Source organism: Pseudoalteromonas aliena SW19 (genome assembly GCF_014905615.1).
Lineage (GTDB): Bacteria > Pseudomonadota > Gammaproteobacteria > Enterobacterales > Alteromonadaceae > Pseudoalteromonas > Pseudoalteromonas aliena.
Genome location: NZ_AQGU01000022.1, coordinates 235,108 through 256,870, shown reverse-complemented (window position 1 = coordinate 256,870; position 21,763 = coordinate 235,108). Strand labels below are relative to the sequence as shown.

The window sequence follows — 21,763 nt, the reverse complement described above, 5'->3', positions numbered from 1 at the left end:
TTTAAAGCGGTTTCTTAAATTTCAGCGTCATGCGGTCGCTTTCACCAATGGCTTTATATTTATCAGCATCTTGTTCGCCGAGTCTTAAGCTTGGTGGTAGCGTCCATACCCCTTTAGGGTGATCGGCTGTATCTTTTGGATTTGCATTTATTTCACTGCTTGCTACTAATTCAAACCCTGCTTGTTTTGCAAGCTCTACTACGTAGCTCTGCTTCATATAACCTGACGTTTTTTGATCTTCGTCAGCGCGCTCTTCAGCTAAACGGTGCTCAACTAAACCTAATGTGCCACCTGGTTTAAGGGCTTTATAAAAAGCTTGGAATGCACTTAATGCTCCGCTTTTATCTTTGCCCATGTACCAGTTATGTACATTACGAAATGTTAAAACCATATCGGCACTGCCAGCTGGCGCAATATCTAAATGTGTTACAGGCGCAAACTCAGTAATTTTAACGCTATTAAAACGCTCATCGTCAGCTACTTTTTGCTTAAAGCCCGCAAGAGAGCGTTGGTAGTAGCCAACTGATGAATCAGCAGGAAAATGCGCAGCATAATAAGTGCCTTGCTCTTTTAGTGCTGGCGCTAAAATTTCACTATACCAACCACCGCCAGGTGCAATTTCAACAACGGTCATAGTTGGTTTAAAGCCAAAAAATGCCAGTGTTTGAGCTGGATGGCGATATTCGTCACGAGCACTGTTTTTAGTACTGCGCTCACTTGATTTTAGTGAGTGCTCAAGGCTCGATTCGTGGTTATGGCTAAGTGCCATAGTCGATGTCATAGTTAGTGTGGCTACAAGTAGCGATTTTAGCGCAAATTTCATCATCTGTTCCTTCACATTATAATTTTAAATAGGTTATTGAATAGTCAGAATACGTGAATTTATAGCAAACAAAAAGGGCTAAACCAACGTTTAACCCTTTGTGTGATTAGTGGCGGAAATGGCGCATACCAGTAAGTACCATTGCCATACCAGCTTCATCTGCGGCAGCAATTACTTCTTCATCGCGCATTGAGCCACCAGGCTGAATTACCGCAGTAATACCAGCGGCTGCTGCTGCGTCAATTCCATCACGGAATGGGAAGAACGCGTCAGACGCCATAACTGAACCTTTAACTTCAAGGTTTTCATCAGCGGCTTTAATGCCTGCAATTTTAGCTGAGTATACGCGGCTCATTTGGCCTGCACCTACACCAATAGTCATGCCGTCACGGGCATAAACAATCGCGTTTGATTTAACAAACTTAGCGACTTTCCAGCAAAACAGTAAATCTTTAAGTTCTTGCTCTGTAGGCTGGCGCTTAGAAACAACTTTTAAGTCGCCTTGCGTTACCATGCCTAAATCGCGATCTTGAACTAAAATACCGCCGTTAACACGTTTAATATCTTGGCCAGCGGCTTTACCTGTCCACTGTCCACATTCTAATAAGCGAACGTTCTTTTTAGCTTCAACAATTTTTGCAGCATCGCTCGAAATACTAGGTGCGATAATTACTTCAACAAATTGACGGTCAACAATTGCTTGTGCAGTTGCTGCATCTAGCTCTCGGTTAAAGGCAATAATGCCACCAAATGCTGATGTAGGGTCTGTTTTAAAAGCGCGCTCGTATGCTTGTAGAATATTGCTCCCAATTGAAACACCACACGGATTAGCATGTTTTACAATTACGCACGCTGGTACATCAAATTCTTTAACACATTCAAGTGCAGCATCGGTATCTGCAATATTGTTAAACGAAAGGGCTTTACCTTGCAATTGAGTGGCTGTTGCAACTGATGCTTCAGCAATGTCATTTTCAACATAGAAAGCTGCATCTTGATGTGAGTTTTCACCGTAACGCATATCTTGCTTTTTAGTGAACTGCATATTGATAGTACGTGGGAATTTAGTCTCTACAGCAGCTTCCTCGGTGTAATCAGGAACCATTTTACCAAAGTAGTTAGCAATCATGCCATCGTATTGAGCTGTGTGCTCGTATGCGGCAATCGCTAAATCAAAACGGGTCTTATACGTAGTAGAACCATTGTTGTTTTGCATTTCACTAATAACACGGTCGTAGTCGCTCGCGTTTACCACAATTGTTACATCTTTGTGGTTTTTAGCGGCTGCACGAACCATTGTAGGGCCGCCAATATCAATATTTTCAATGGCATCTTCAAGGCTGCAGTTTTCTTGAGCGACAGTATTCGCAAAGGGGTATAAGTTAACTACAACTATGTCGATAGCAGAAATGTTGTTCTCTGCCATTACGCTTTCATCTTGTCCGCGACGGGCTAATATGCCGCCGTGAATTTTAGGGTGAAGAGTTTTTACGCGACCATCCATGATTTCAGGGTGGCCTGTGTGATCTGACACTTCAGTCACTTTTATGTCGTTATCAGCAAGTAGTTTGCATGTGCCGCCAGTTGACAATATATCAACGCCTTGCGCTTCTAGTGCGCGGGCAAATTCAACAATACCGGTTTTATCAGACACACTTAATAGTGCGCGACGAATGGGACGATGAGTATCCATTGTAGTTTGATTTCCTCAGTTAATGAGCTAGCTTAGAAGCGGGTATTTTAACTGATTACTACTCAAAAAACGACTTATAAAGGCTTAATAAGCGTGAGCATTTTGCAATTTGGTTAATAAGTTGTAGGCATAAAAAAAGCACCCTAAGGTGCTTTTTTAATAATTAGCTGTGGTAAATCACAGCCAGCATATTAGTTCATGCCGTATTTTTTTAGCTTTTTACGTAAAGTACCACGGTTGATACCTAGTAAAATTGCTGCACGTGTTTGATTACCACGTGTGTATGTCATTACTTCTTCAAGTAATGGCGCTTCTAGCTCTGAAAGAACAAGGTCGTAAACGTCTTGCACATCTTGACCGTTAAGCTGTTTTAAATAGTGGTGAACAGCTTTTTTTACTGCATCACGCAATGGCTGCGGTTTCTCGTGTGACTGAACATGAGGGTTAGTGATAAATGGAGAAGTCACGTTTTGTTCGAACATTATTAAGTCTCTTTCTTTCTTAGTTAGCTGCTAGTGTTTTAAAGTATTGCTCTAATGCGACGACCTGTGCCTGTGGGTTGTCGAGCGCATTAAATACTCGCCTAAACTGACCATCACTGTCATGGGTTTGCAAATACCAAGATACATGTTTGCGAGCAATTCGTGCGCCCATTGGTTCACCGTAAAACATATGGAGGTTTGTTAAATGCTCCATTAAAATGCTGCGTACCTCTGCAATAGCAGGTGGCTGCATATGTTCACCAGTTCGCAAATAGTGGTCTATCTCCCTAAATATCCAAGGGCGACCTTGGGCGGCTCGACCAATCATAATGGCATCTGCACCCGTATAGTCTAAAACCTGTTTTGCTTTTTCAGGTGATGTAATATCACCATTGGCAACAACAGGGATCGACACTGAACGTTTTATATCCCTAATCGTGGCGTACTCAGCATCACCTTTATACATACATGCGCGCGTACGCCCATGTACAGCAAGTGATGCAATGCCATAACGTTCAGCTATTCTCGCAATCTCTACACCATTACGGTTATCCGGATCCCATCCTGTACGGATTTTAAGTGTCACAGGTATATCAACAGCATTAACAACTGCGTCAATAATCTCTTCCACAAGTTCAGGAAACTGTAATAAGGCAGAGCCTGCGAGTTTCTTGTTCACTTTTTTTGCTGGGCACCCCATATTGATATCTATGATCTGTGCACCGTTAGCAACATTGAATTGTGCGGCCTGCGCCATAAGCTCAGGATCTGCTCCTGCAATTTGCACAGCACGTATACCCGATTCACCGCTGTGATCCATACGGTTCATCGACTTTTCTGTTTTCCAAACCCTAGGATTAGACGATAACATTTCAGACACAGCAAGCCCCGCGCCTAAGCGACGACAAAGTTGTCTAAATGGTCTGTCTGTAATGCCCGCCATTGGCGCAACAATTACATTATTCTCAAGTTGGTATTTACCGATACGCACTATATTCAATAGGCCTCTTTTCAAGGGGCGCTAAGTTTACGGTTTTTTTAGCAAAAATCAAAGGCTATAAATTGAACAAAAGTGACTTTTTTTTGCACTTTTCGTATTGACATTTGATAACCGTATGACGAAGCGGTTTATTTGTGTGAAATTTAAGCTGATTTTGTTTTTACTATAAAATAGGTTTATTTTTTATTATGTAAAAAAATAGTAAAGCCTGTTAAATGCAGGCTTTACATGAGCATTTTGAGTTAATACTCTAAATTGATGTTTTAAGTGAATTACACTTTTTTGGTACCACTGACGCGTGTCCAGTCACCTTCAACAGCAATATTATCAAGTTCAATAAAAGGCGCGTAAATATCAGCAACTGATTGTGCTTGCTCTTCTAAAATGCCTGACATGGCAATTTTTCCGCCTGGCTTTAATAAGCCTAAAATGACACTGTGTAATTCTCGTAGCGGCTGCGCTAATATATTTGCTACAACAATGTCGGCGCTAAATTCCGGCTGGTTTTCAGGCAGGTATACTTCAAGTTTGTCAGCCACCCCATTACGGTTAGCATTATCTAGGCTTGCTTCGAGTGCTTGTGGGTCAATATCAATCCCAATCATGCGCTCTGCGCCTAGTTTTATAGCAGCTATGCCTAAAATGCCTGAGCCACAGCCAAAATCAACCACTGTTTTACCTGTTAGATCTTGGCTTTCTAACCATTTGAGGCACAGCGCTGTTGTTGCATGTGTACCCGTGCCAAAAGCAAGGCCCGGATCAAGTAGTACATTTACTGCATCAGGATCTGGAATGTCGCGCCAGCTTGGACAAATCCACAGTTTTTCACCAAATTGAATTGGGTGGAAGTTATCCATCCATTCACGTTCCCAGTCTTTATCCTCAAGCTGCTCAATTTTATAAACTAAATTGTCTTTCAGCTCGTTATGACGTTTTAATAACGCAACGACTGCGTTCATATCGTGATTAGCTTCGAACAAGCCAATAACTGTGGTATCAGCCCAAAATACAACAGTGCCAATTTTTGGTTCGTAAATAGGGGTGTCTTTTGCGTCAATAAAGGTTACTGAAGCGCTACCCGCTTCCATTAATAGGTCGCTTACGGCATCAGCTGTTGCAGCATTGGCATTAATACGAATTTGGATCCAAGCCATGGTTATTTCCTTCAAATAGAAAAAAGGCCGCTATAGCGGCCTTTTTAGTTTATATAGTAGCGCTAAATTATTTAGCGTCTAAAAAGCTTTTCAGTAAATCTGAGCGAGAAGGGTGGCGTAATTTACGCAGCGCTTTCGCTTCTATTTGACGAATACGTTCACGTGTTACGTCAAACTGTTTACCTACTTCTTCTAAGGTGTGGTCGGTATTCATATCAATACCAAAACGCATACGCAGTACTTTCGCTTCACGAGCAGTTAGGCCTGCAAGTACATCGTTAGTTGCGCCACGAAGCGACTCCATTGTTGCCGAATCGATTGGCGAATCAATAGTTGTATCTTCGATAAAATCACCTAAGTGAGAATCTTCATCATCACCGATTGGTGTTTCCATTGAAATTGGCTCTTTAGCAATCTTAAGTACCTTACGGATTTTATCCTCAGGCATCATCATGCGTTCTGCTAATTCTTCTGGATTTGGCTCACGACCCATTTCTTGTAACATTTGACGAGAGATACGGTTAAGTTTATTAATCGTTTCAATCATATGTACTGGGATACGGATTGTTCTTGCTTGGTCAGCAATAGAACGAGTAATTGCTTGACGTATCCACCACGTAGCATAAGTAGAGAACTTATAACCACGGCGATATTCAAACTTATCAACCGCTTTCATCAGACCAATGTTACCTTCTTGGATTAAATCCAAGAACTGTAAGCCACGGTTTGTATATTTTTTAGCTATTGAGATTACAAGGCGTAAGTTAGCTTCAACCATCTCTTTTTTCGCACGGCGGGCTTTCGCTTCACCAATGCTCATTCGACGATTGATGTCTTTTATACGCTCAATGCTTAAACCTGTTGTTTGTTCAATAACAGATAATTTATTAATGCTACGAATGATTTCTGGCTTAACTTCTTCAAGTTTAGCTGAATACTTTTCGTTACCTGAAATTTCTAAATCAACCCAAGAAGCGTCTGTTTCGTTGTTAGCAAAATGCTTAACGAATGTTTTCTTTGGTAATTTAGCAATTTGAACAGCTTGTTTCATGATTAGACGTTCTTGAACGCGAACTCTGTCCATCATTTCACGCATGTTATTTACCATGCGATCAAACTGTTTAGGTATTAATTTAAAGGTCCTGAAAAGCTCACCGATTTCAAATATGGCAGCTTGTGATTCAGGATGCGAACGACCTTTAGCTTCAAATGTATCACGTGCTTTATTGTATAGATCACGTAAGTTTTCAAAATGAATGCGCGCTTCTTCAGGATCTGGCCCTGTGTCTACTTCTTCTTCATCTTCATCGTCGCCATCAATATCGTCTTTATCATCTTTATCATCATCAAGCTGTTTAGCGCTTAATTCTGAACCAATGTTAGTTGCTGAAATTGGCGCTTCATCTTCATTAGGATCAATGAAGCCGACGATAATATCGCTTAAACGCATTTCTTCGGCTTCAAACTTATCCCACTGTTCAAGTAGGTAAGTTATCGCTTCAGGATATTCAGCAACAGAAATTTGTACTTGATTGATACCTTCTTCAATACGTTTAGCGATAACAATCTCGCCCTCACGTGTCAGAAGTTCAACAGTACCCATTTCACGCATATACATGCGCACAGGGTCTGTAGTACGGCCGATTTCTTTTTCTACAGTCGCAAGGGCTGCAGCGGCAGCTTCAGCTGCGTCTTCGTCTGTCGTTGTTTCTTGCATCATTAATTCATCAGCATCAGGCGCGTTTTCGCTAACCTTGATACCCATGTCATTAATCATGCTTATGATATCTTCTACTTGATCTGAGTCTATAATGTCTTGTGGAAGGTGATCATTTACTTCTGCAAAAGTTAAGTAGCCTTGCTCTTTACCCTTTTGAATCAGAAGTTTTAATTGTGACTGAGGAGTTGGATCCATAGAGATTGTTTCTTCCACTCTGATAAGTTGATACAACAGGCGCCATCATGTAGTTTGCATTAAGCTAACTAGAATAATGTGACGCAGTGAATAGCACAGTATAACAGCCTAAATCAAATCTGACTAGCTGTTAGTGGCTTTTAACGCTGTCATTAACAAATGACATTCAAGTCTTTCGTCGCTATTGAGACCTTGTGTCTTGTCCTTTATTAATAAGGTCTCTAGTCGATAATTTAAACACTGATCTTCAATAAATTTAAAAGTATTTTTAAAAACAGTCTCTAAACGCTCTTCATTTATCTCATGTTGCCACATTGTGAGCTTAATTAGTGGCTCATAGTCTTCAGTTCCTCTGAAAAATTCAAGCAGCTGTGCGGTGGTAATGTTTTCTTTTTCTAATGCTTGTTCTTGTAAGCGCAACAGTAGGCCGATACCAGCGATATTCATTTGCGCTAAGTCGGGCAAATAAGGAATACTTTTAGCTAGTTGTGGGTGTTGAATTAAAATTCCAATGGCTTGGCGCATCGGTGTTATTTTAAATTTTCGCTCAATAGAATGCTGCTGCTTAGGTGTTTTTAAGCGATTATTAAGCTGCTCGCGTGTTCGACCAATTAAACGACCGAGTTGTTCAAGAATATTTTCTTGGTAAAACTCACTGGGTATTTTTTCGATGAGTGGCAGTGCAGCGCTCAGTAGTTTTGCTTTACCTGAATCAAGCGTTAAATCTATTTCTTGGCTTAATTTATTAAACAATACTTTAGTGAAGTCATCAGCTTCACTTAAGCGTTGTTCAAACAGTTCTTTACCTTCCTTTTGCACTAAGGAATCAGGGTCTTCACCATCGGGTAAAAAAGCAAAGTTTAAGGCTTTTCCATCATTCAAATAAGGGAGTGCATTTTCAAGTGCTCGCCAAGCAGCATCACGGCCTGCACGGTCGCCATCGTAACAACAAATAACTTTATCCGTTGTTCTAAAAAGGGTGTGCATGTGCTCGCTTGTTGTTGCAGTACCAAGTGCGGCTACAGCGTATTCTATCCCTTGCTCAGCAAGCGCCACCACATCCATATAGCCTTCAACAATAAGCACATGGTCTAACTTTTTATGGGCTTGTTTTGCCTCGTATAAACCATATAACTCAAAACCTTTATGAAAAATTCGGGTTTCGGGCGAGTTTAGATATTTAGGGCCTTGGTCTGCTTGCATTACACGACCACCAAACGCAACCACACGTCCGCGTTTATCGCGGATTGGGAACATTAAACGATCGCGAAAAAAATCAAACTGTCTGCCTGGTGTTTTTTCTGAAGCGAGCTTTAGCTCAACCAATTGTTCTTTTTGATCTTTATTGCGACCAAGTTGAAGGCATAAACCATCCCATTCACTCGGGGCGTAACCAATCATAAATTTCTTAACTATTGCACCGCTTAAACCACGGCCTTTAACATAGTCAATGACTGCCGCCGAATTGCTGTGGTGTTTTAATTGATGCTGATAAAAGCGCGCTGTATGGAGCATTAAATCGTAGTCAGAGCGTTTTTGCGCTGCGGTACGTTCTGGCGCTGAATTTGTGCCTTGTTCTCGAGGTACTTCTAAATTAAGCATGCTGGCTATTTCTTCAATAGCATCAACAAATTCAAGTTTTTCATATTCCATCACAAACGAAATAGCGTTCCCGTTAGCACCACAGCCAAAGCAATGATAAAACTGTTTATCTTGCGATACAGTGAACGATGGGGATTTTTCGTTATGAAATGGGCAACAAGCTTGATAATCCTTACCTGCTTTTTTTAGACCTACTTTTGAGTCTATCAGGTCGACAATATCGGTTCTGGCAAGTAAATCATCTATAAAGTTACGTGGGATCTTTCCAGCCATTAGTAAAATACAGTCCTGAAATAATAAGAAGAATAACGAATATGAAATTTACTTTTTTATACTTGCTTGATGCAAGATATAACATGCTTTAACTTACCAAAATGATAGCTAAATAAATAGGGAAGCTATCAATAATTTCATTTTAAAGTGGTAAAATTGATGCATTTTTATCAAAGCTAAAAACAAAGAAACCGAGCACAAGGCTCGGTTTACTTCAATCATACTATAATGTATGTGGGCGTATTAGGCAGTTAATCGTTGCTTAATTAAACCAGAGATTTTGCCCATATCGGCGCGACCTTCAGCTTTGCTTTTGATTATACCCATTACTTTACCCATGTCTTGCATACCTGCTGCGTTAGTATCAGCAATAGCCGTGTCAATGAGAGCAATTATTTCTTCTTCACTCAATTGTTGAGGTAAAAAAGTTTCAAGCGCTACTATTTCATTGGCTTCAATATCAGCTAAATCATCACGCCCAGCATCTTTGTACTGAGTGTAAGAGTCACGACGTTGTTTAACAAGCTTCACTATAACGGAGGTAATGTCTGCGTCGTCTAGTGTTATTTGCTCGTCAATTTCACGTTGCTTGATTGCAGCAAGTACCATGCGAATAGGGTTAAGACGTTGTTTGTCTTTAGCTCTCATCGCATCTTTTTGCGCATCTTTTAGCGTTATTAAAAGGCTCATTTATACAAGACCTAATATATTAGTATAATTTAACGCGGCGAGCGTTATCACGAGAAAGTTTTTTCATGTGACGCTTAACAGCAGCAGCTTTTTTACGCTTACGCTCAGCTGTTGGTTTTTCATAGTGCTCGCGACGACGAACTTCTGAAAGGATTCCTGCTTTTTCACATGAACGCTTGAAGCGACGAAGTGCTACGTCAAACGGTTCGTTCTCTCTTACTTTAATTACTGGCATTAAAAATTCACCTACCTAAATTATGAGCGTTGCTCAAGTTGATCAAACATTGATCAAGTGGTTCAAAAATGGTGCGGTATTGTAATCCGAAGCAACACCACATGTAAAGGACAATATTAACAGAAACGCATCATGTAAAATAGTTTTAATTTGCTTGGCGCTGATACAACCTACAGAATACTTGTCCAGCTTTCTTTTCTTTAAGTAACAACCAGTTACTGGGCGCTTCAAATGACTTTAAGTCACTTTCTACTTCAACATAAATTAAAGATTTTGAGTTGAGCCATTGATTTTTTTCTAAAAAAGCACAGCTAGTTTGGGCTAAGTTTTTATGAAAAGGGGGATCAACGAAGACAAGATCAAAAGGGGCATTTAGATTTTTTTGTTCCAAAAACGATAATGTGTTTGTGTTTTTTACGTGCGCATTTTGCAATTTCAACGTCGTTATATTCAGCTCAAGCTGTTTTGCGGCTGATGAATCAAGCTCAATAAGAGTAGCACTCTTAGCAAAGCGAGATAATGCTTCAAACCCTAAACCGCCGGAGCCGGCAAAGCAATCGAGCACGTTTGTATCTCGTGTATCTTGCATTAACCAATTAAAGACTGTTTCTTTTATGCGGTCTGTGGTCGGGCGAAGACCTTGTACGTCTTTTACTGGAAGCTTTCGACCTCGAAATTGACCACTTATAACTCTAATAAAGCCATCACTCGATGTGTTGGTGTCTTTATTTTTCGCTGTTTTATTTCTCATTTAGCTCACTAAAAAATGGTATCTGGGATCTAGCTCAGATAATATTACAGTAGATTACGTATAGCTTCATTTTTCAACCGCATTAAAAGTGTTACTATTTAACACTTATGTTTTGAACGGTTGTTTGGCTGGCAAATATTGCTGAGCATTTTCAAGCTATTTTCAAATTTTAGTTTATCAGATTTTTATAAGTGGTTATTAGCAAGTATGGCAAAAAAAAGTAAATTCCTGTCTTGGTTAGGTTTTGGTAAGTCAGATGAAAAACAAACAAAAGAAACTAATAACCAACAAACGTTGGCCGAACAACAAGAAACTGAGCGTTTAGAGCAAGCACGTGTTGAAGCTGAAAAAGCAGAGGTTGAGCGTTTAGAACAAGCACGTGTTGAAGCTGAAAAAGCAGAGGCTGAGCGTATAGAACAAGCACGTGTTGAGGCTGAAAAAGCAGAGAACGATCGTTTAGATCAAGCACGTGTTGAAGCTGAAAAAACAGAGGCTGAGCGTATAGAACAAGCACGTGTTGAAGCTGAAAAGCACGCTATTGAACAAGCACATGCAGAGTTATTGGTAAAAGAGCAAGCTGATGCCCAAGCACAACAATTAGAGCAACAACATCGTTTAGCTGAACAAGAAACGCAAATGCGCCTTGAGCAAGAGCGTATTGCAGCCGAACAAGCAGAGAACGATCGTTTAGAGCAAGCACGTGTTGAGGCTGAAAAAGCAGAGAACGCTCGTTTAGAGCAAGCACGTGTTGAGGCTGAAAAAGCAGAGAACGCTCGTTTAGAGCAAGCACGTATTGAGGCTGAAAAAGCAGAGAACGCTCGTTTAGAGCAAGCACGTGTTGAGGCTGAAAAAGCAGAGAACGATCGTTTAGAGCAAGCACGTATTGCCGCTGAACAAGCAGAGAACGATCGTTTAGAGCAAGCACGTATTGCCGCTGAACAAGCAGAGAACGAGCGTTTAGAGCAAGCACATATTGCAGCTGAAAAAGCAGAGAACGATCGTTTAGAGCAAGCACGTATTACAGCCGAAAAAGCAGAGAACGATCGTTTAGAGCAAGCACGTATTGCCGCTGAACAAGCAGAGAACGCTCGTTTAGAGCAAGCACGTGTTGAGGCTGAAAAAGCAGAGAACGCTCGTTTAGAGCAAGCACGTGTTGAGGCTGAAAAAGCAGAGAACGCTCGTTTAGAGCAAGTACGTATTGCTGCAGAAAAAGCAGAGAACGATCGTTTAGAGCAAGCGCGTGTTGCAGCTGAACAAGCAGAGAACGAGCGTTTAGAGCAAGCGCGTATTGAGGCCGAAAAAGCAGAGAGCGATCGTTTAGAGCAAGCACGTATTACGGCTGAACAAGCAGATAAACCTAAAAAAGAAGGGTTCTTCTCTCGTCTTAAAAAAGGTCTGTTAAAAACTCGTCTCAATATTGGTTCTGGGTTTGCATCAATATTCAGCGGCAAAAAAATAGACGATGATTTATTTGAAGAACTTGAAACCCAACTATTAACTGCCGATTTAGGTGTTGACACTACCATGAAGTTAATCGACCGATTAACTGATGGCGCAAATCGTAAGCAGCTAAAAGATGGTGATGCGCTTTATGAACTGATGAAGCAAGAAATGGCAACCATGCTCAAAACTGCAGAGCAGCCTTTAGTTATACCTGTTGATAAAAAGCCGTTTGTTATATTAATGGTGGGCGTAAATGGTGTAGGTAAAACAACCACTATAGGTAAACTAGCTAAGCAATTTCAAAGTGAAGGCAAGTCAGTTATGTTGGCTGCCGGTGATACATTTAGAGCCGCAGCCGTTGAACAATTACAGGTATGGGGAGAGCGCAATAGTATTCCTGTTATTGCACAGCACACAGGTGCTGATAGCGCGTCTGTTGTTTTTGATGCATTCCAAGCAGCCAAAGCTCGTAAGATTGATGTGTTAATCGCCGATACAGCGGGTCGCTTGCAAAATAAAGATAATTTAATGCAAGAGCTTGAAAAAATAGCACGCGTAATGAAAAAAATAGACCCAGATGCGCCGCATGAAGTGATGTTAACAATAGATGCTGGAACAGGTCAAAATGCTATCAGCCAAGTGAATTTGTTTAATCAATGTGTTGGTTTAACGGGCATTACTCTTTCAAAACTTGATGGGACGGCAAAGGGCGGTGTTATTTTTGCTGTGGCTGATAAATTTAATATCCCAATTCGTTATATTGGTGTTGGCGAAAGCATTGATGATTTACGTACTTTTAAGAGTGACGACTTTATTGATGCGCTATTTAGCCAAGATGAGGACGACGTTTAATTTACCAAAAGGGAGCTTGCTCCCTTTTTAATTGCGAGGAATACCAATTGCATTTGTGTTTTTGATGAAGTTGGCATAATAAAAAATGATAAATTTTCAGCAAGTAAGTAAAACATATCCAGGAGGGCATCGCGCTCTCGAAAAAGTTAATTTTCATATCAAACAAGGTGAACTGGCGTTTTTAACCGGCCACAGTGGGGCGGGTAAAAGTACGTTATTAAAGTTGATTAGTTTAATGGAGCGCCCATCAGCGGGTAATGTATTTATTAACGGTGTTGATTTAAATAAGGTTAACTCACGCCAAGTTCCTTATGTTCGTCGTGATATTGGCATTATTTTTCAAAATCATCGTTTATTAGAGCGCTATAGCGTATTTGATAACGTAGCATTACCATTAATCATTGAAGGTACTCACCATAACCAAATTTCAAAGCGTGTTCATGCTGCTCTCGATAAGGTGGGTTTAATTGATAAAATAAAATGTCACCCGTCTATGCTTTCAGGAGGCGAGCAGCAACGTGTTGGTATTGCTCGTGCTATTGTAAACTCTCCGCCAATTTTATTAGCCGACGAGCCGACTGGTAATTTGGATCCTGAGCTTTCAATGGAAATTTTGCGATTATTTGAAGACTTTAATAAACACGGTACAACGGTGCTTATTGCTACACACGATTTAGGTTTGGTTGCGCGCATGAAATACAGAAGTTTAACCTTAAAAGAGGGGCGAATGCTTCAAGACCCCTTAGCTGAGGGGGCATTATGAGCTTACTGTTTAAAGGTCGCCATAATAAAAACGAAAAGCAAAAAAAATCTATCTTGGCTGGCGGTTACTTTTTTATTATTAACATTTTTCGCCAAGGCGTGCATAGTCTCGGTGAAATGTGGCGAACCCCTTTGGCATCTTTGATGACAATTGCCGTGCTTGGGTTGAGCTTAACACTACCCGCCACACTGTATTTAGTGGTTAAAAATGTTCAACAAGTCAGTAGTGGGTTTGAAGAAGCGAGCGAAATATCATTGTTTGTAAAAGAAACAATGAACGAGCAACAAACACAAACCTTAGTTAAACGACTGGCACTTTACCCAGAAATTGAAAGTGTGACGTTTATTTCAAAGCAGCAAGCGCTGACAGAATTTAAAGATGTGTCAGGGTTTGGGCAAGCGTTAGAGTACTTAGATAGTAATCCACTTCCTGATGTTGTGCTTGTAACGCCAACTAAGCGCCATAGTCAACCTAACGCAGCTAAAGCGCTTTTAACCAAGCTTGAAAATGAGCGTGAGGTTGATTTTGGTAAGCTAGATATAGCTTGGTTAGAGCGTTTAAATGCACTCCTTAGCTTACTAAAAGAAAGTGTAATAACAATCACGCTACTATTATTGACTTCGGTTACGCTTATTATTGGTAATACTATTCGTTTATCTATTATGGATAAAAAAGAAGAAATACAAGTAATGAAACTGGTAGGGGCTACCAATACATTTATTCATGCGCCATTTTTATGGACTGGTATTTGGTATGGGGTTATTGGCGGGTTATTCGCTTTTGTATCGGTGGCTTTGATGATGTGGTGGCTATCTTCTGCCGTAAGTACTGTTGCAGGGGTTTATCAAACTAGTTTTTCGTTGATTGGCTTGTCATTAAAAGAATTTGGATTTTTGGTTTTACTTGCAACAAGCTTAGGCTTTATTGGCTCATACCTTTCTGTAAATCGTTATATTAAAGAAATAGAACCTGACAAAGTATAAGTGAACCAACCCAGCTCGATATGCGTATGTTGTCGAGCTGGGTTATACCCTCCATTATTAAAACTGTCATAATTTTGTACTATTCTCCACTCTAAGTAATGAGTTGTAAACGATGTGCTGCGCTAAGGTTAAGCCCTTACTGTGCCTTAATTCATCACTTATTCAGTCGCTTATAGTAGACTTAGGCAACGCTAAAAACCTCTTGATTTATGATTTAAAAAAGTTTTAAATTGGGGTTAGCACTCTTAGGTAAAGAGTGCTAAGATGGTTTCAAATGTTTATCACCGAGGTGAAAAATGAGTAAAGATTTATACGCAATGGCACTTACAGTCGGACAACAAAGCGCAAGCATGGACGGTTACCTTCAAGCGGTAAGCACTATCCCTATGCTTAAAGTTGAAGAAGAGCAAGAGCTTGCCAAGAGGCTTCAGGAAGAAGGCGATCTTAGTGCTGCAAAGCAACTCATTATGTCGCATTTACGTTTTGTAGCGCATATTGCTAAAAGCTACTCGGGTTATGGTTTGCCACAAGCAGACTTAATTCAAGAGGGCAACATTGGCCTGATGAAAGCGGTAAAGCGTTTCGACCCTACCGTAGGTGTTCGTCTAGTATCGTTTGCAGTGCATTGGATTAAAGCAGAAATTCATGAGTTCGTGCTTAAAAATTGGCGTATTGTTAAAGTTGCAACGACTAAAGCACAACGTAAATTATTTTTTAATCTGCGCAAAAACAAAAAACGTTTAGGTTGGTTTAACCAAGCTGAAGTGAGCACTGTGGCAAGCGAGTTAGGTGTAAGTGAAAAAGAAGTTCGTGAAATGGAATCGCGTATGAGCGGCCAAGACATGGGCTTTGACTTAACTGGTGATGATGACGATAACGCACCAACAAGCACTTATTCACCTGTACAATACTTGACCGACGGCGCAGCTGATTTAGCTGATGATGTAGAACAACAACAGTGGAAAGAGCAGGCGCATACGCGTTTATTTAGCGCCCTTAAAACACTCGATGAACGCTCGCAAGACATTGTTAGTGCACGTTGGTTGTCTGACGACAAGGCAACTCTTCAAGAGCTTGCACAAAAGTACAGCGTATCTGCTGAGCGTGTTCGTCAGCTTGAAAAAACAGCGATGAAAAAGCTACAAAGCGCTATGAGCTAATAGTGATTTGAGCAACAAATTTTAAAAGCCCTGCATGAAAATGCGGGGCTTTTTTGTTTTTGTATAGGTTGCTCTGAGGCAGTAAAGTCAGTTGAAATAAGCTGAACAGGTGCGCATAAACTATAGCGACCCGCTAATTTTTCGATTTTTAAATGTGCTATTACATAGGAGGGTTTCACAATGTCATCAGTGCCTACAAATAAAGAAGAATTGTATCAAGCGATAAAACTAAACTCTGAAAAAATACTTGAAGATTATTTATCAATTCCAAAAGAGTATGCACATAAAAATGGTATCGAGGGTAATGTTAAAGGAGCGATAATTAATGTGGCAGATACACTCGCTTACCTTCTTGGTTGGGGCCAGCTAGTGTTAAAGTGGCACCAATTAAAGTCAGAAGGTTCTGATGTTGATTTTCCAGAGACTGGGTATAAATGGAATGAGTTAGGTCAATTGGCTCAATGCTTTCAATCACAGTTTAAAAGCTGGTCATATAGTCATTTGATTTTAGAGTTTAAAGTGACAATAGCTAAAATATTATCGCTTATAGAGTCCTTAGATAATCATAGTCTTTATGACATTGCTTGGTATGAAAAATATACGCTAGGTAAAATGATCCAGCTAAATACATCTTCACCCATGAAAAATATGCGCATAAAAGTGAGGCGGTTTAAGAAAATCAATCAAATATAGCAGTAGATCGTATGATATTTAAAATTTAAATATTCAGTACTTTTTAAGTGTTATTTTTTTATTTTCACTTATTGCTTGCTACATTATTTCACTCAACTTTACCTAGGGCGTGTTGACCTTTGTGGATTGAAATTTGTTCAATCTAGGGGCGATTTAATCGCGGCGCGAGGTTTGGCATTTATGCTGCGTTATCGCCTATTTATGGGGAGTAACCACACGACATAGGCTCTGCCTTGCCTAAAACCAAACAGCCTGCTGCAAAATCAATCACGAAAGGTCAACGAGTCCTAGCACTTATTCTTTTGCCCTCGGCCTGTGCGAGTTGAATATATTTATGTTCGACCAGCTGTGAAACTGGCACAAGTTCGAAACCTTGCTCTGATAGCTGTGGCAATGCTTTGCGTAAAAAGGCAATTGTTTCTGGGTAGGGGTGAGCAATTGCAATAGCAAAATTATGCTTAGTGGCTTGCTGTTTTAACTCATCAAACCTCAGTTGTAATTGTTCTGCAGTGGTTATGTTGTCTAAGAATACTTGGCGGCTAATATTGGCTACACCTAAAAAGTTAGCGGCATTTTGAGCTTGGCTTAAATCAGTAGTGCGACTATCTAAAAAATATAAATGACGTTTTTTGAGAACCTCCATAGTCCACTTCATGGCTTGGCTTTGTTGCGTAAGTGCTGAGCCCATATGATTATTAACCCCCTTAACTTGTGGCAAGCTCGCTAAAGCTGTGCCTAGCGTTTGCTGAAGCTGCTCTTTAGTCATATTTAGTGTAAGTGCGCCTGGGCCTAGCTCTTTATCATTTAGCGCCTGCATAGGGACGTGAAGTAATAACTCTTTATTTGATTGGCTAGCAAGCGTTGCAAAAATTTGTGAATAAGGTGTGTGAGGTAAAATTGAATATGACAATTGCCCAGGCAGAGTTAAAAATTCCAAGTCCCGTTGGTGATAGCCGATATCGTCAATCACTATTGCTATTTGTTTAGCTTTTACATCTATTGATGCAAAGTAAAATATCAACAAAAATGATGTTATTATTTTTATATTTATAGTTTTCACTTTATAATTTTTATTATCTTTAGGCTCAGTAAGTCGCTCTAAATAAAGCGATATTATTGCATGCTGAGTAATTGTTTTGCTTTAACTAATTGCAAATCAGCTAGATTACTTACAGGTAATTGCTGAATGCTTTTAGTTTGTTCGTTTTTTATTATAACGGCTTTATTGTTTTGTGAAAGGTTTGTTTGATTAATCGCCACATCGGGTGTTATTCCTACGCCATCAATTGATTTTCCTGACGGTGTAAAGTACTTCGCGGTGGTAAGTTTTAAGGCTGTATCTCCATTACCGAGGGGAATGAGTGATTGTACAGAGCCTTTACCAAAAGATTGATTCCCTACAACGGTTGCACGATTATTATCTTTTAAAGCCGCCGCTAAAATTTCAGCCGCTGAAGCTGAATTTTCATTTATCAGCACTACAATAGGGGCGCCTTTTAATACATCACCTCGTTTAGCGTAAAAAGTTTTATTTGCATCAAAAAAGCGACCTTTAGTTGTAACAATAGTGCCGCTTTGTAGAAACATATCAGATACGGCAATCGCACTTTGCAGTGTACCGCCGGGGTTATCTCGCAAATCAATAACAAGCCCTTTAAGTGAGTCATCATAATAGTCTTGCATTGCTGTAATTTGCAAAGCAACTTCTTGCAATGTGTTATTAGAAAAAGTGTGAATGGCTAAATAACCAGTGCCAGAATCTAAGACTTTGCTTGTAGCACTTTTTAAATTTATTAGTGTTCGAGCAACGTTAAAAGATATATAGGCTTTACTTGTTTGTCGTTGTACGGTTAAGTTTATATCACTAAAGTTGCTATTTCTTATTCGTGTGGCTACTTCGTCAAGTGTCAAATTTTCAACGATTTCGTTATTAACACTTATGATAATATCGCTGGCTAAAATACCGGCTTTTTTGGCGGGAGAGTTACTTACTACGTCTACGATGGTTATTTTGTCTTTAATACTTTTAACTTCAATTCCAAGACCCGTATAGTGGCCATTGGTGTTGTTAAATAGAGCGGTGAGTTCATGCTCGTCTAGGTATTTGGAGTAAGGATCGAGTTTTGAGTACAAACGTTCAAATTGCTGAGTGCTGTATTCTATGTGTTGGCTGTTTTGTAAGGCCAAATCGTCAACGTAATAGGTGTGTATATTAAATAAAATCTCATCTATTTGTTGGCTTTTTAATTCTTTTACTGAGCTAGCTAGAGCCTGGCTAAATGAAAAAATAAAACTAAATAAAAGCAGACTCATTATCAAGCCTGCATACATTGTTTTTGAATGGTTTGTAGTGGCGGTTTTATTTATCATCAGCTGCTCCAGAGCGGCGCAGCGGTTTATTCAATTAAATGCGTCTGCACCATTTTACAGGATTTACTGCGCGTCCTTTGTGGCGTATTTCAAAGTATAGACCAGAATTTGCTTGTCCGCCGCTTTGACCAACTAAAGCTAACGTTTCGCCTTCACGCACCATATCGCCAACATCTTTGAGAAGCGTTTGTGCGTGTCCATATAAGCTCATAAAGCCTTTGCCATGATCTACAACAATCACCCAGCCATAGCCTTTCAACCAATCAGCAAAGACCACTTGACCATTATGCACGCTGTTAACATTAGCGCCTTCTACAGCCCCAATCAGCACTCCCTTCCAATCAATGCCGCCATGCTTTCGTTGACCAAATGTGTGCTGCAACTTACCTTTACTTGGCCAATCTAGTTTTCCTTTGTTTTTATTAAGGCCGAGCAATTCAATTTTTTGTGTTTTTTCTTTTTCGAGTTCTTCGATAGTCGAGATTAAGGTTTGCTGGTTTTCTTTTAAATAGTTAATCGAATCTTTGGTACCACTAAGTTGTGCTTTGAGGTTGTTAAAATTCGCTTTTCGATCACTTTGGGCTGCAATTAATGCGGTTTGACGTCGTTTTTGTTCGTTATGTAGCTCAATTAGTTGTTGCTCTGTTTTTGCAAGTTCAACTTGATTCTGGGCAATTTGCTGTTGCAGTACTTTTAGCTCTTCAATTTGCTTTATTCGGGCTTTATTTAGATAGTTATAATAACTAAGTGTACGCTCAAACTTGGCTGTGTCTTCTTGATTTAGCATCATTTTAGAGTAGTCGTCGCCTCCAGCCATGTAGGCACTTTTTAATTGTGCGGCTAAAATACGTTGAAACTGGACATGCTTTTCATCGAGCTGCTGTGCTTTTTGTTGCTGCTGCTTTTGTTGCTGTTGGGCTTTTTTAACTGCTTGTTCTGCCATATTCAGTGCTTTAGCATTTTTAGCGATATCTAGTTCGTGGCTTTTGAGATTTGTTTGTAATTTAGCAATTTTTTTACGCTGCTCATTGTATTCGGCTTGGCTTTGGTTAAGAGCCTGTTGGACTTCTGATAAGTCCTTTTTAGTACGGTCTTCATTAGCGACAGCAGGAGCCGTCGCCAATGAAGTAAGTATTAAAGTGTATTGAATTAATAGATTAATGCGTCTATTCATGTGTTATTTCAGTGTCATGATAGGTGTGCCAGTCATTTCACTTGGCTGCTTCATACCCATTAAGTGCAGCATTGTGGGCGCTACATCGCTCAATGCCTTACCTGCTGATGGGGTTGCATCACGACCTACATAAATAAATGGTACAGGTTCGCTAGTATGTGCTGTATGCGCTTGTCCCGTTTTAAGGTTAGCCATTTGCTCGGCATTACCGTGATCAGCTGTTATTAATGCTTCGCCACCAAACTCTTCAAGTGCACTGATAACACGGCCAATGCAAATGTCTACTGCTTCGCAGGCTTTAACGGCAGCTTCAAATACACCAGAGTGACCAACCATATCGCCGTTAGGGTAGTTACAAATAATAGCGTCGTATTTACCACTTTTAATTGCTTCAACGAGTTTATCGGTTAACATTTCTGAGTTCATTTCAGGTTGTAGATCGTATGTTGCTACTTGCGGCGAAGGGATAAGCTCGCGTGTTTCGCCTTCAAATTCGTTTTCGCGGCCACCACTAAAGAAAAATGTTACATGGGCATATTTTTCGGTTTCAGAAATACGTAGCTGTGTTTTGCCATTTTTTTCAAACCATTCGCCTAAAACATTAACTAAAGGCGTAGGGCCAAACGCAACGGGTGCATTAATATCAGCAGCGTATTCGGTCATCATTACAAAAGCACTAAGTTTAGGTGTTTTTGTTTTAGTGAAGCCATCAAAGCTAGGTTCAACAAAAGCGCGCGTAATTTCGCGAGCTCTGTCGGCTCTAAAGTTTGCAAAAATTACAGTGTCGCCATCGTTTATTGTTACTGGGGTTGCGCCTTCAGGGGAGATGGTTGTAGCGGCTACAAATTCATCGTTTTCATCGCGTTCGTAAGCTGCTGCAAGAGCAGCAACGCCGTTGTCATAACTATAGTCACCCTCACCCAGGGTCATTACGTTATACGCTTTTTCTACGCGGTTCCAACGGTTGTCTCTGTCCATTGCATAATAACGGCCAATTAGCGAGGCTAAGCGGCCGCATTTAAGCTCACTAAATAATGCTTCGATTCGTTCGATAGAGGTTTTGGCACTGCGCGGCGGTGTGTCGCGGCCATCTAAAAATGCGTGAAAATATACGTTTTTTGCACCGCGCTTTGCTGCAAGTTCAATACTTGCGACTATATGATCTTCGTGGCTATGTACGCCGCCAGGACTTAATAACCCCATAATATGAACTGCTTTGCCTGCCTTTACAGCCTTATCTATATTTTCAACAAGTGCAGGCGTTGAATCAAATTCACCATCGTTAATTGCTTTAGTAATACGAGTGAAATCTTGATAAACGACACGTCCAGCGCCTAAATTTACATGGCCAACTTCTGAATTTCCCATTTGTCCATCAGGAAGACCAACATCAAAACCCGAAGCTGAAATTAATGTGTGTGGGCGTGTAGCCCATAAATTGTCTAATACCGGCGTGTTTGCTGCTAAAATAGCGTTACTTTGCTCATCTTCGCGATATCCCCAACCATCTAAAATCATTAATACCAGTGGTTTTTTATGTTCTGTCATAATAGTTCCTGAATAATTAACACCTGTCTGGCTTTAGCATACCGTGTTTTGTAGCTAGAATCAGCAATCAAAACAGCATATTAAAAATTTTCATAATACGGTATAAAGTAAAGTTGTTAATGTGTGCTTGGTGAGTAGCATGCAGGGGGATTTATGTGC

19 protein-coding genes are annotated in these 21,763 nt (G+C 40.2%); 5 read left to right on the top strand and 14 right to left on the bottom strand.

What is annotated here, in order from left to right:
- Position 1: 1 nt before the first annotated feature.
- The 10 genes from PALI_RS03375 to rsmD all read right to left on the bottom strand — a co-directional run bounded on the left by PALI_RS03375 (position 2) and on the right by rsmD (position 10,618).
- Positions 2-823, bottom strand: a complete 822-nt coding sequence (locus PALI_RS03375) for a class I SAM-dependent methyltransferase (protein ID WP_193155040.1) — start codon at positions 821-823, stop codon at positions 2-4.
- Between the two features lie 106 nt (positions 824-929).
- Positions 930-2,516, bottom strand: a complete 1,587-nt coding sequence (purH, locus tag PALI_RS03370) for a bifunctional phosphoribosylaminoimidazolecarboxamide formyltransferase/IMP cyclohydrolase (RefSeq protein ID WP_138586632.1) — start codon at positions 2,514-2,516, stop codon at positions 930-932.
- A 191-nt stretch (positions 2,517-2,707) separates the two neighbouring features.
- The gene (gene fis, locus PALI_RS03365) at positions 2,708-2,998 is read right to left on the bottom strand and encodes a DNA-binding transcriptional regulator Fis (protein WP_002957804.1); all 291 of its coding nucleotides are present in this window, start codon (positions 2,996-2,998) and stop codon (positions 2,708-2,710) included.
- Positions 2,999-3,017: 19 nt separating this feature from the next.
- Positions 3,018-3,989 carry a tRNA dihydrouridine synthase DusB gene (dusB, locus tag PALI_RS03360; protein ID WP_171037543.1) on the bottom strand — a complete coding sequence of 324 codons (972 nt, stop codon included), beginning with the start codon at positions 3,987-3,989 and terminating at the stop codon, positions 3,018-3,020.
- Positions 3,990-4,270: 281 nt separating this feature from the next.
- Positions 4,271-5,152 carry a 50S ribosomal protein L11 methyltransferase gene (gene prmA / locus PALI_RS03355; RefSeq protein WP_193154917.1) on the bottom strand — a complete coding sequence of 294 codons (882 nt, stop codon included), beginning with the start codon at positions 5,150-5,152 and terminating at the stop codon, positions 4,271-4,273.
- 67 nt (positions 5,153-5,219) lie between these two features.
- Positions 5,220-7,067, bottom strand: coding sequence for an RNA polymerase sigma factor RpoD (gene rpoD / locus PALI_RS03350; protein WP_077536874.1), 1,848 nt, complete (start codon positions 7,065-7,067; stop codon positions 5,220-5,222).
- A gap of 123 nt (positions 7,068-7,190) precedes the next feature.
- Entirely contained in the window at positions 7,191-8,942 is a 1,752-nt protein-coding gene (dnaG, locus tag PALI_RS03345; RefSeq protein ID WP_077536875.1) for a DNA primase, read from the bottom strand.
- A 243-nt stretch (positions 8,943-9,185) separates the two neighbouring features.
- Entirely contained in the window at positions 9,186-9,632 is a 447-nt protein-coding gene (locus tag PALI_RS03340) for a GatB/YqeY domain-containing protein (protein WP_193154916.1), read from the bottom strand.
- Positions 9,633-9,651: 19 nt separating this feature from the next.
- Positions 9,652-9,867, bottom strand: coding sequence for a 30S ribosomal protein S21 (gene rpsU, locus PALI_RS03335; RefSeq protein ID WP_002957797.1), 216 nt, complete (start codon positions 9,865-9,867; stop codon positions 9,652-9,654).
- Between the two features lie 145 nt (positions 9,868-10,012).
- Complete coding sequence (gene rsmD, locus PALI_RS03330) at positions 10,013-10,618, bottom strand: 16S rRNA (guanine(966)-N(2))-methyltransferase RsmD (protein WP_193154915.1); 606 nt, start codon at positions 10,616-10,618, stop codon at positions 10,013-10,015.
- 207 nt (positions 10,619-10,825) lie between these two features.
- On the opposite strand from rsmD, the gene ftsY reads away from it, so the two are divergent.
- The 5 genes from ftsY to PALI_RS03305 all read left to right on the top strand — a co-directional run bounded on the left by ftsY (position 10,826) and on the right by PALI_RS03305 (position 16,512).
- Complete coding sequence (gene ftsY / locus PALI_RS03325; protein ID WP_193154914.1) at positions 10,826-12,913, top strand: signal recognition particle-docking protein FtsY; 2,088 nt, start codon at positions 10,826-10,828, stop codon at positions 12,911-12,913.
- Between the two features lie 85 nt (positions 12,914-12,998).
- Positions 12,999-13,676 (top strand): cell division ATP-binding protein FtsE, encoded by a 678-nt coding sequence (gene ftsE, locus PALI_RS03320; RefSeq protein ID WP_193154913.1) that lies wholly within the window; start codon positions 12,999-13,001, stop codon positions 13,674-13,676.
- Positions 13,673-14,659 carry a permease-like cell division protein FtsX gene (gene ftsX / locus PALI_RS03315; RefSeq protein ID WP_193154912.1) on the top strand — a complete coding sequence of 329 codons (987 nt, stop codon included), beginning with the start codon at positions 13,673-13,675 and terminating at the stop codon, positions 14,657-14,659. Before ftsE ends, ftsX begins: the two co-directional genes overlap by 4 nt.
- Before the next feature lie 296 nt (positions 14,660-14,955).
- On the top strand, positions 14,956-15,819 hold the full coding sequence (gene rpoH / locus PALI_RS03310; protein WP_077536880.1) for an RNA polymerase sigma factor RpoH: 864 nt from the start codon (positions 14,956-14,958) through the stop codon (positions 15,817-15,819).
- A 180-nt stretch (positions 15,820-15,999) separates the two neighbouring features.
- A complete protein-coding gene (locus tag PALI_RS03305) occupies positions 16,000-16,512 on the top strand; it encodes a ClbS/DfsB family four-helix bundle protein (RefSeq protein ID WP_193154911.1) in 513 nt (170 codons plus the stop codon).
- Between the two features lie 277 nt (positions 16,513-16,789).
- On the opposite strand, the gene PALI_RS03300 is transcribed toward PALI_RS03305, so the two are convergent.
- The 4 genes from PALI_RS03300 to gpmM all read right to left on the bottom strand — a co-directional run bounded on the left by PALI_RS03300 (position 16,790) and on the right by gpmM (position 21,604).
- A complete protein-coding gene (locus PALI_RS03300) occupies positions 16,790-17,557 on the bottom strand; it encodes a divergent polysaccharide deacetylase family protein (protein ID WP_193155039.1) in 768 nt (255 codons plus the stop codon).
- A 68-nt stretch (positions 17,558-17,625) separates the two neighbouring features.
- Complete coding sequence (locus PALI_RS03295; protein ID WP_193154910.1) at positions 17,626-18,882, bottom strand: S41 family peptidase; 1,257 nt, start codon at positions 18,880-18,882, stop codon at positions 17,626-17,628.
- Positions 18,883-18,916: 34 nt separating this feature from the next.
- The gene (locus PALI_RS03290) at positions 18,917-20,056 is read right to left on the bottom strand and encodes a murein hydrolase activator EnvC family protein (RefSeq protein ID WP_193154909.1); all 1,140 of its coding nucleotides are present in this window, start codon (positions 20,054-20,056) and stop codon (positions 18,917-18,919) included.
- A gap of 3 nt (positions 20,057-20,059) precedes the next feature.
- The gene (gpmM, locus tag PALI_RS03285; RefSeq protein ID WP_193154908.1) at positions 20,060-21,604 is read right to left on the bottom strand and encodes a 2,3-bisphosphoglycerate-independent phosphoglycerate mutase; all 1,545 of its coding nucleotides are present in this window, start codon (positions 21,602-21,604) and stop codon (positions 20,060-20,062) included.
- Between the last annotated feature and the right edge of the window lie 159 nt (positions 21,605-21,763).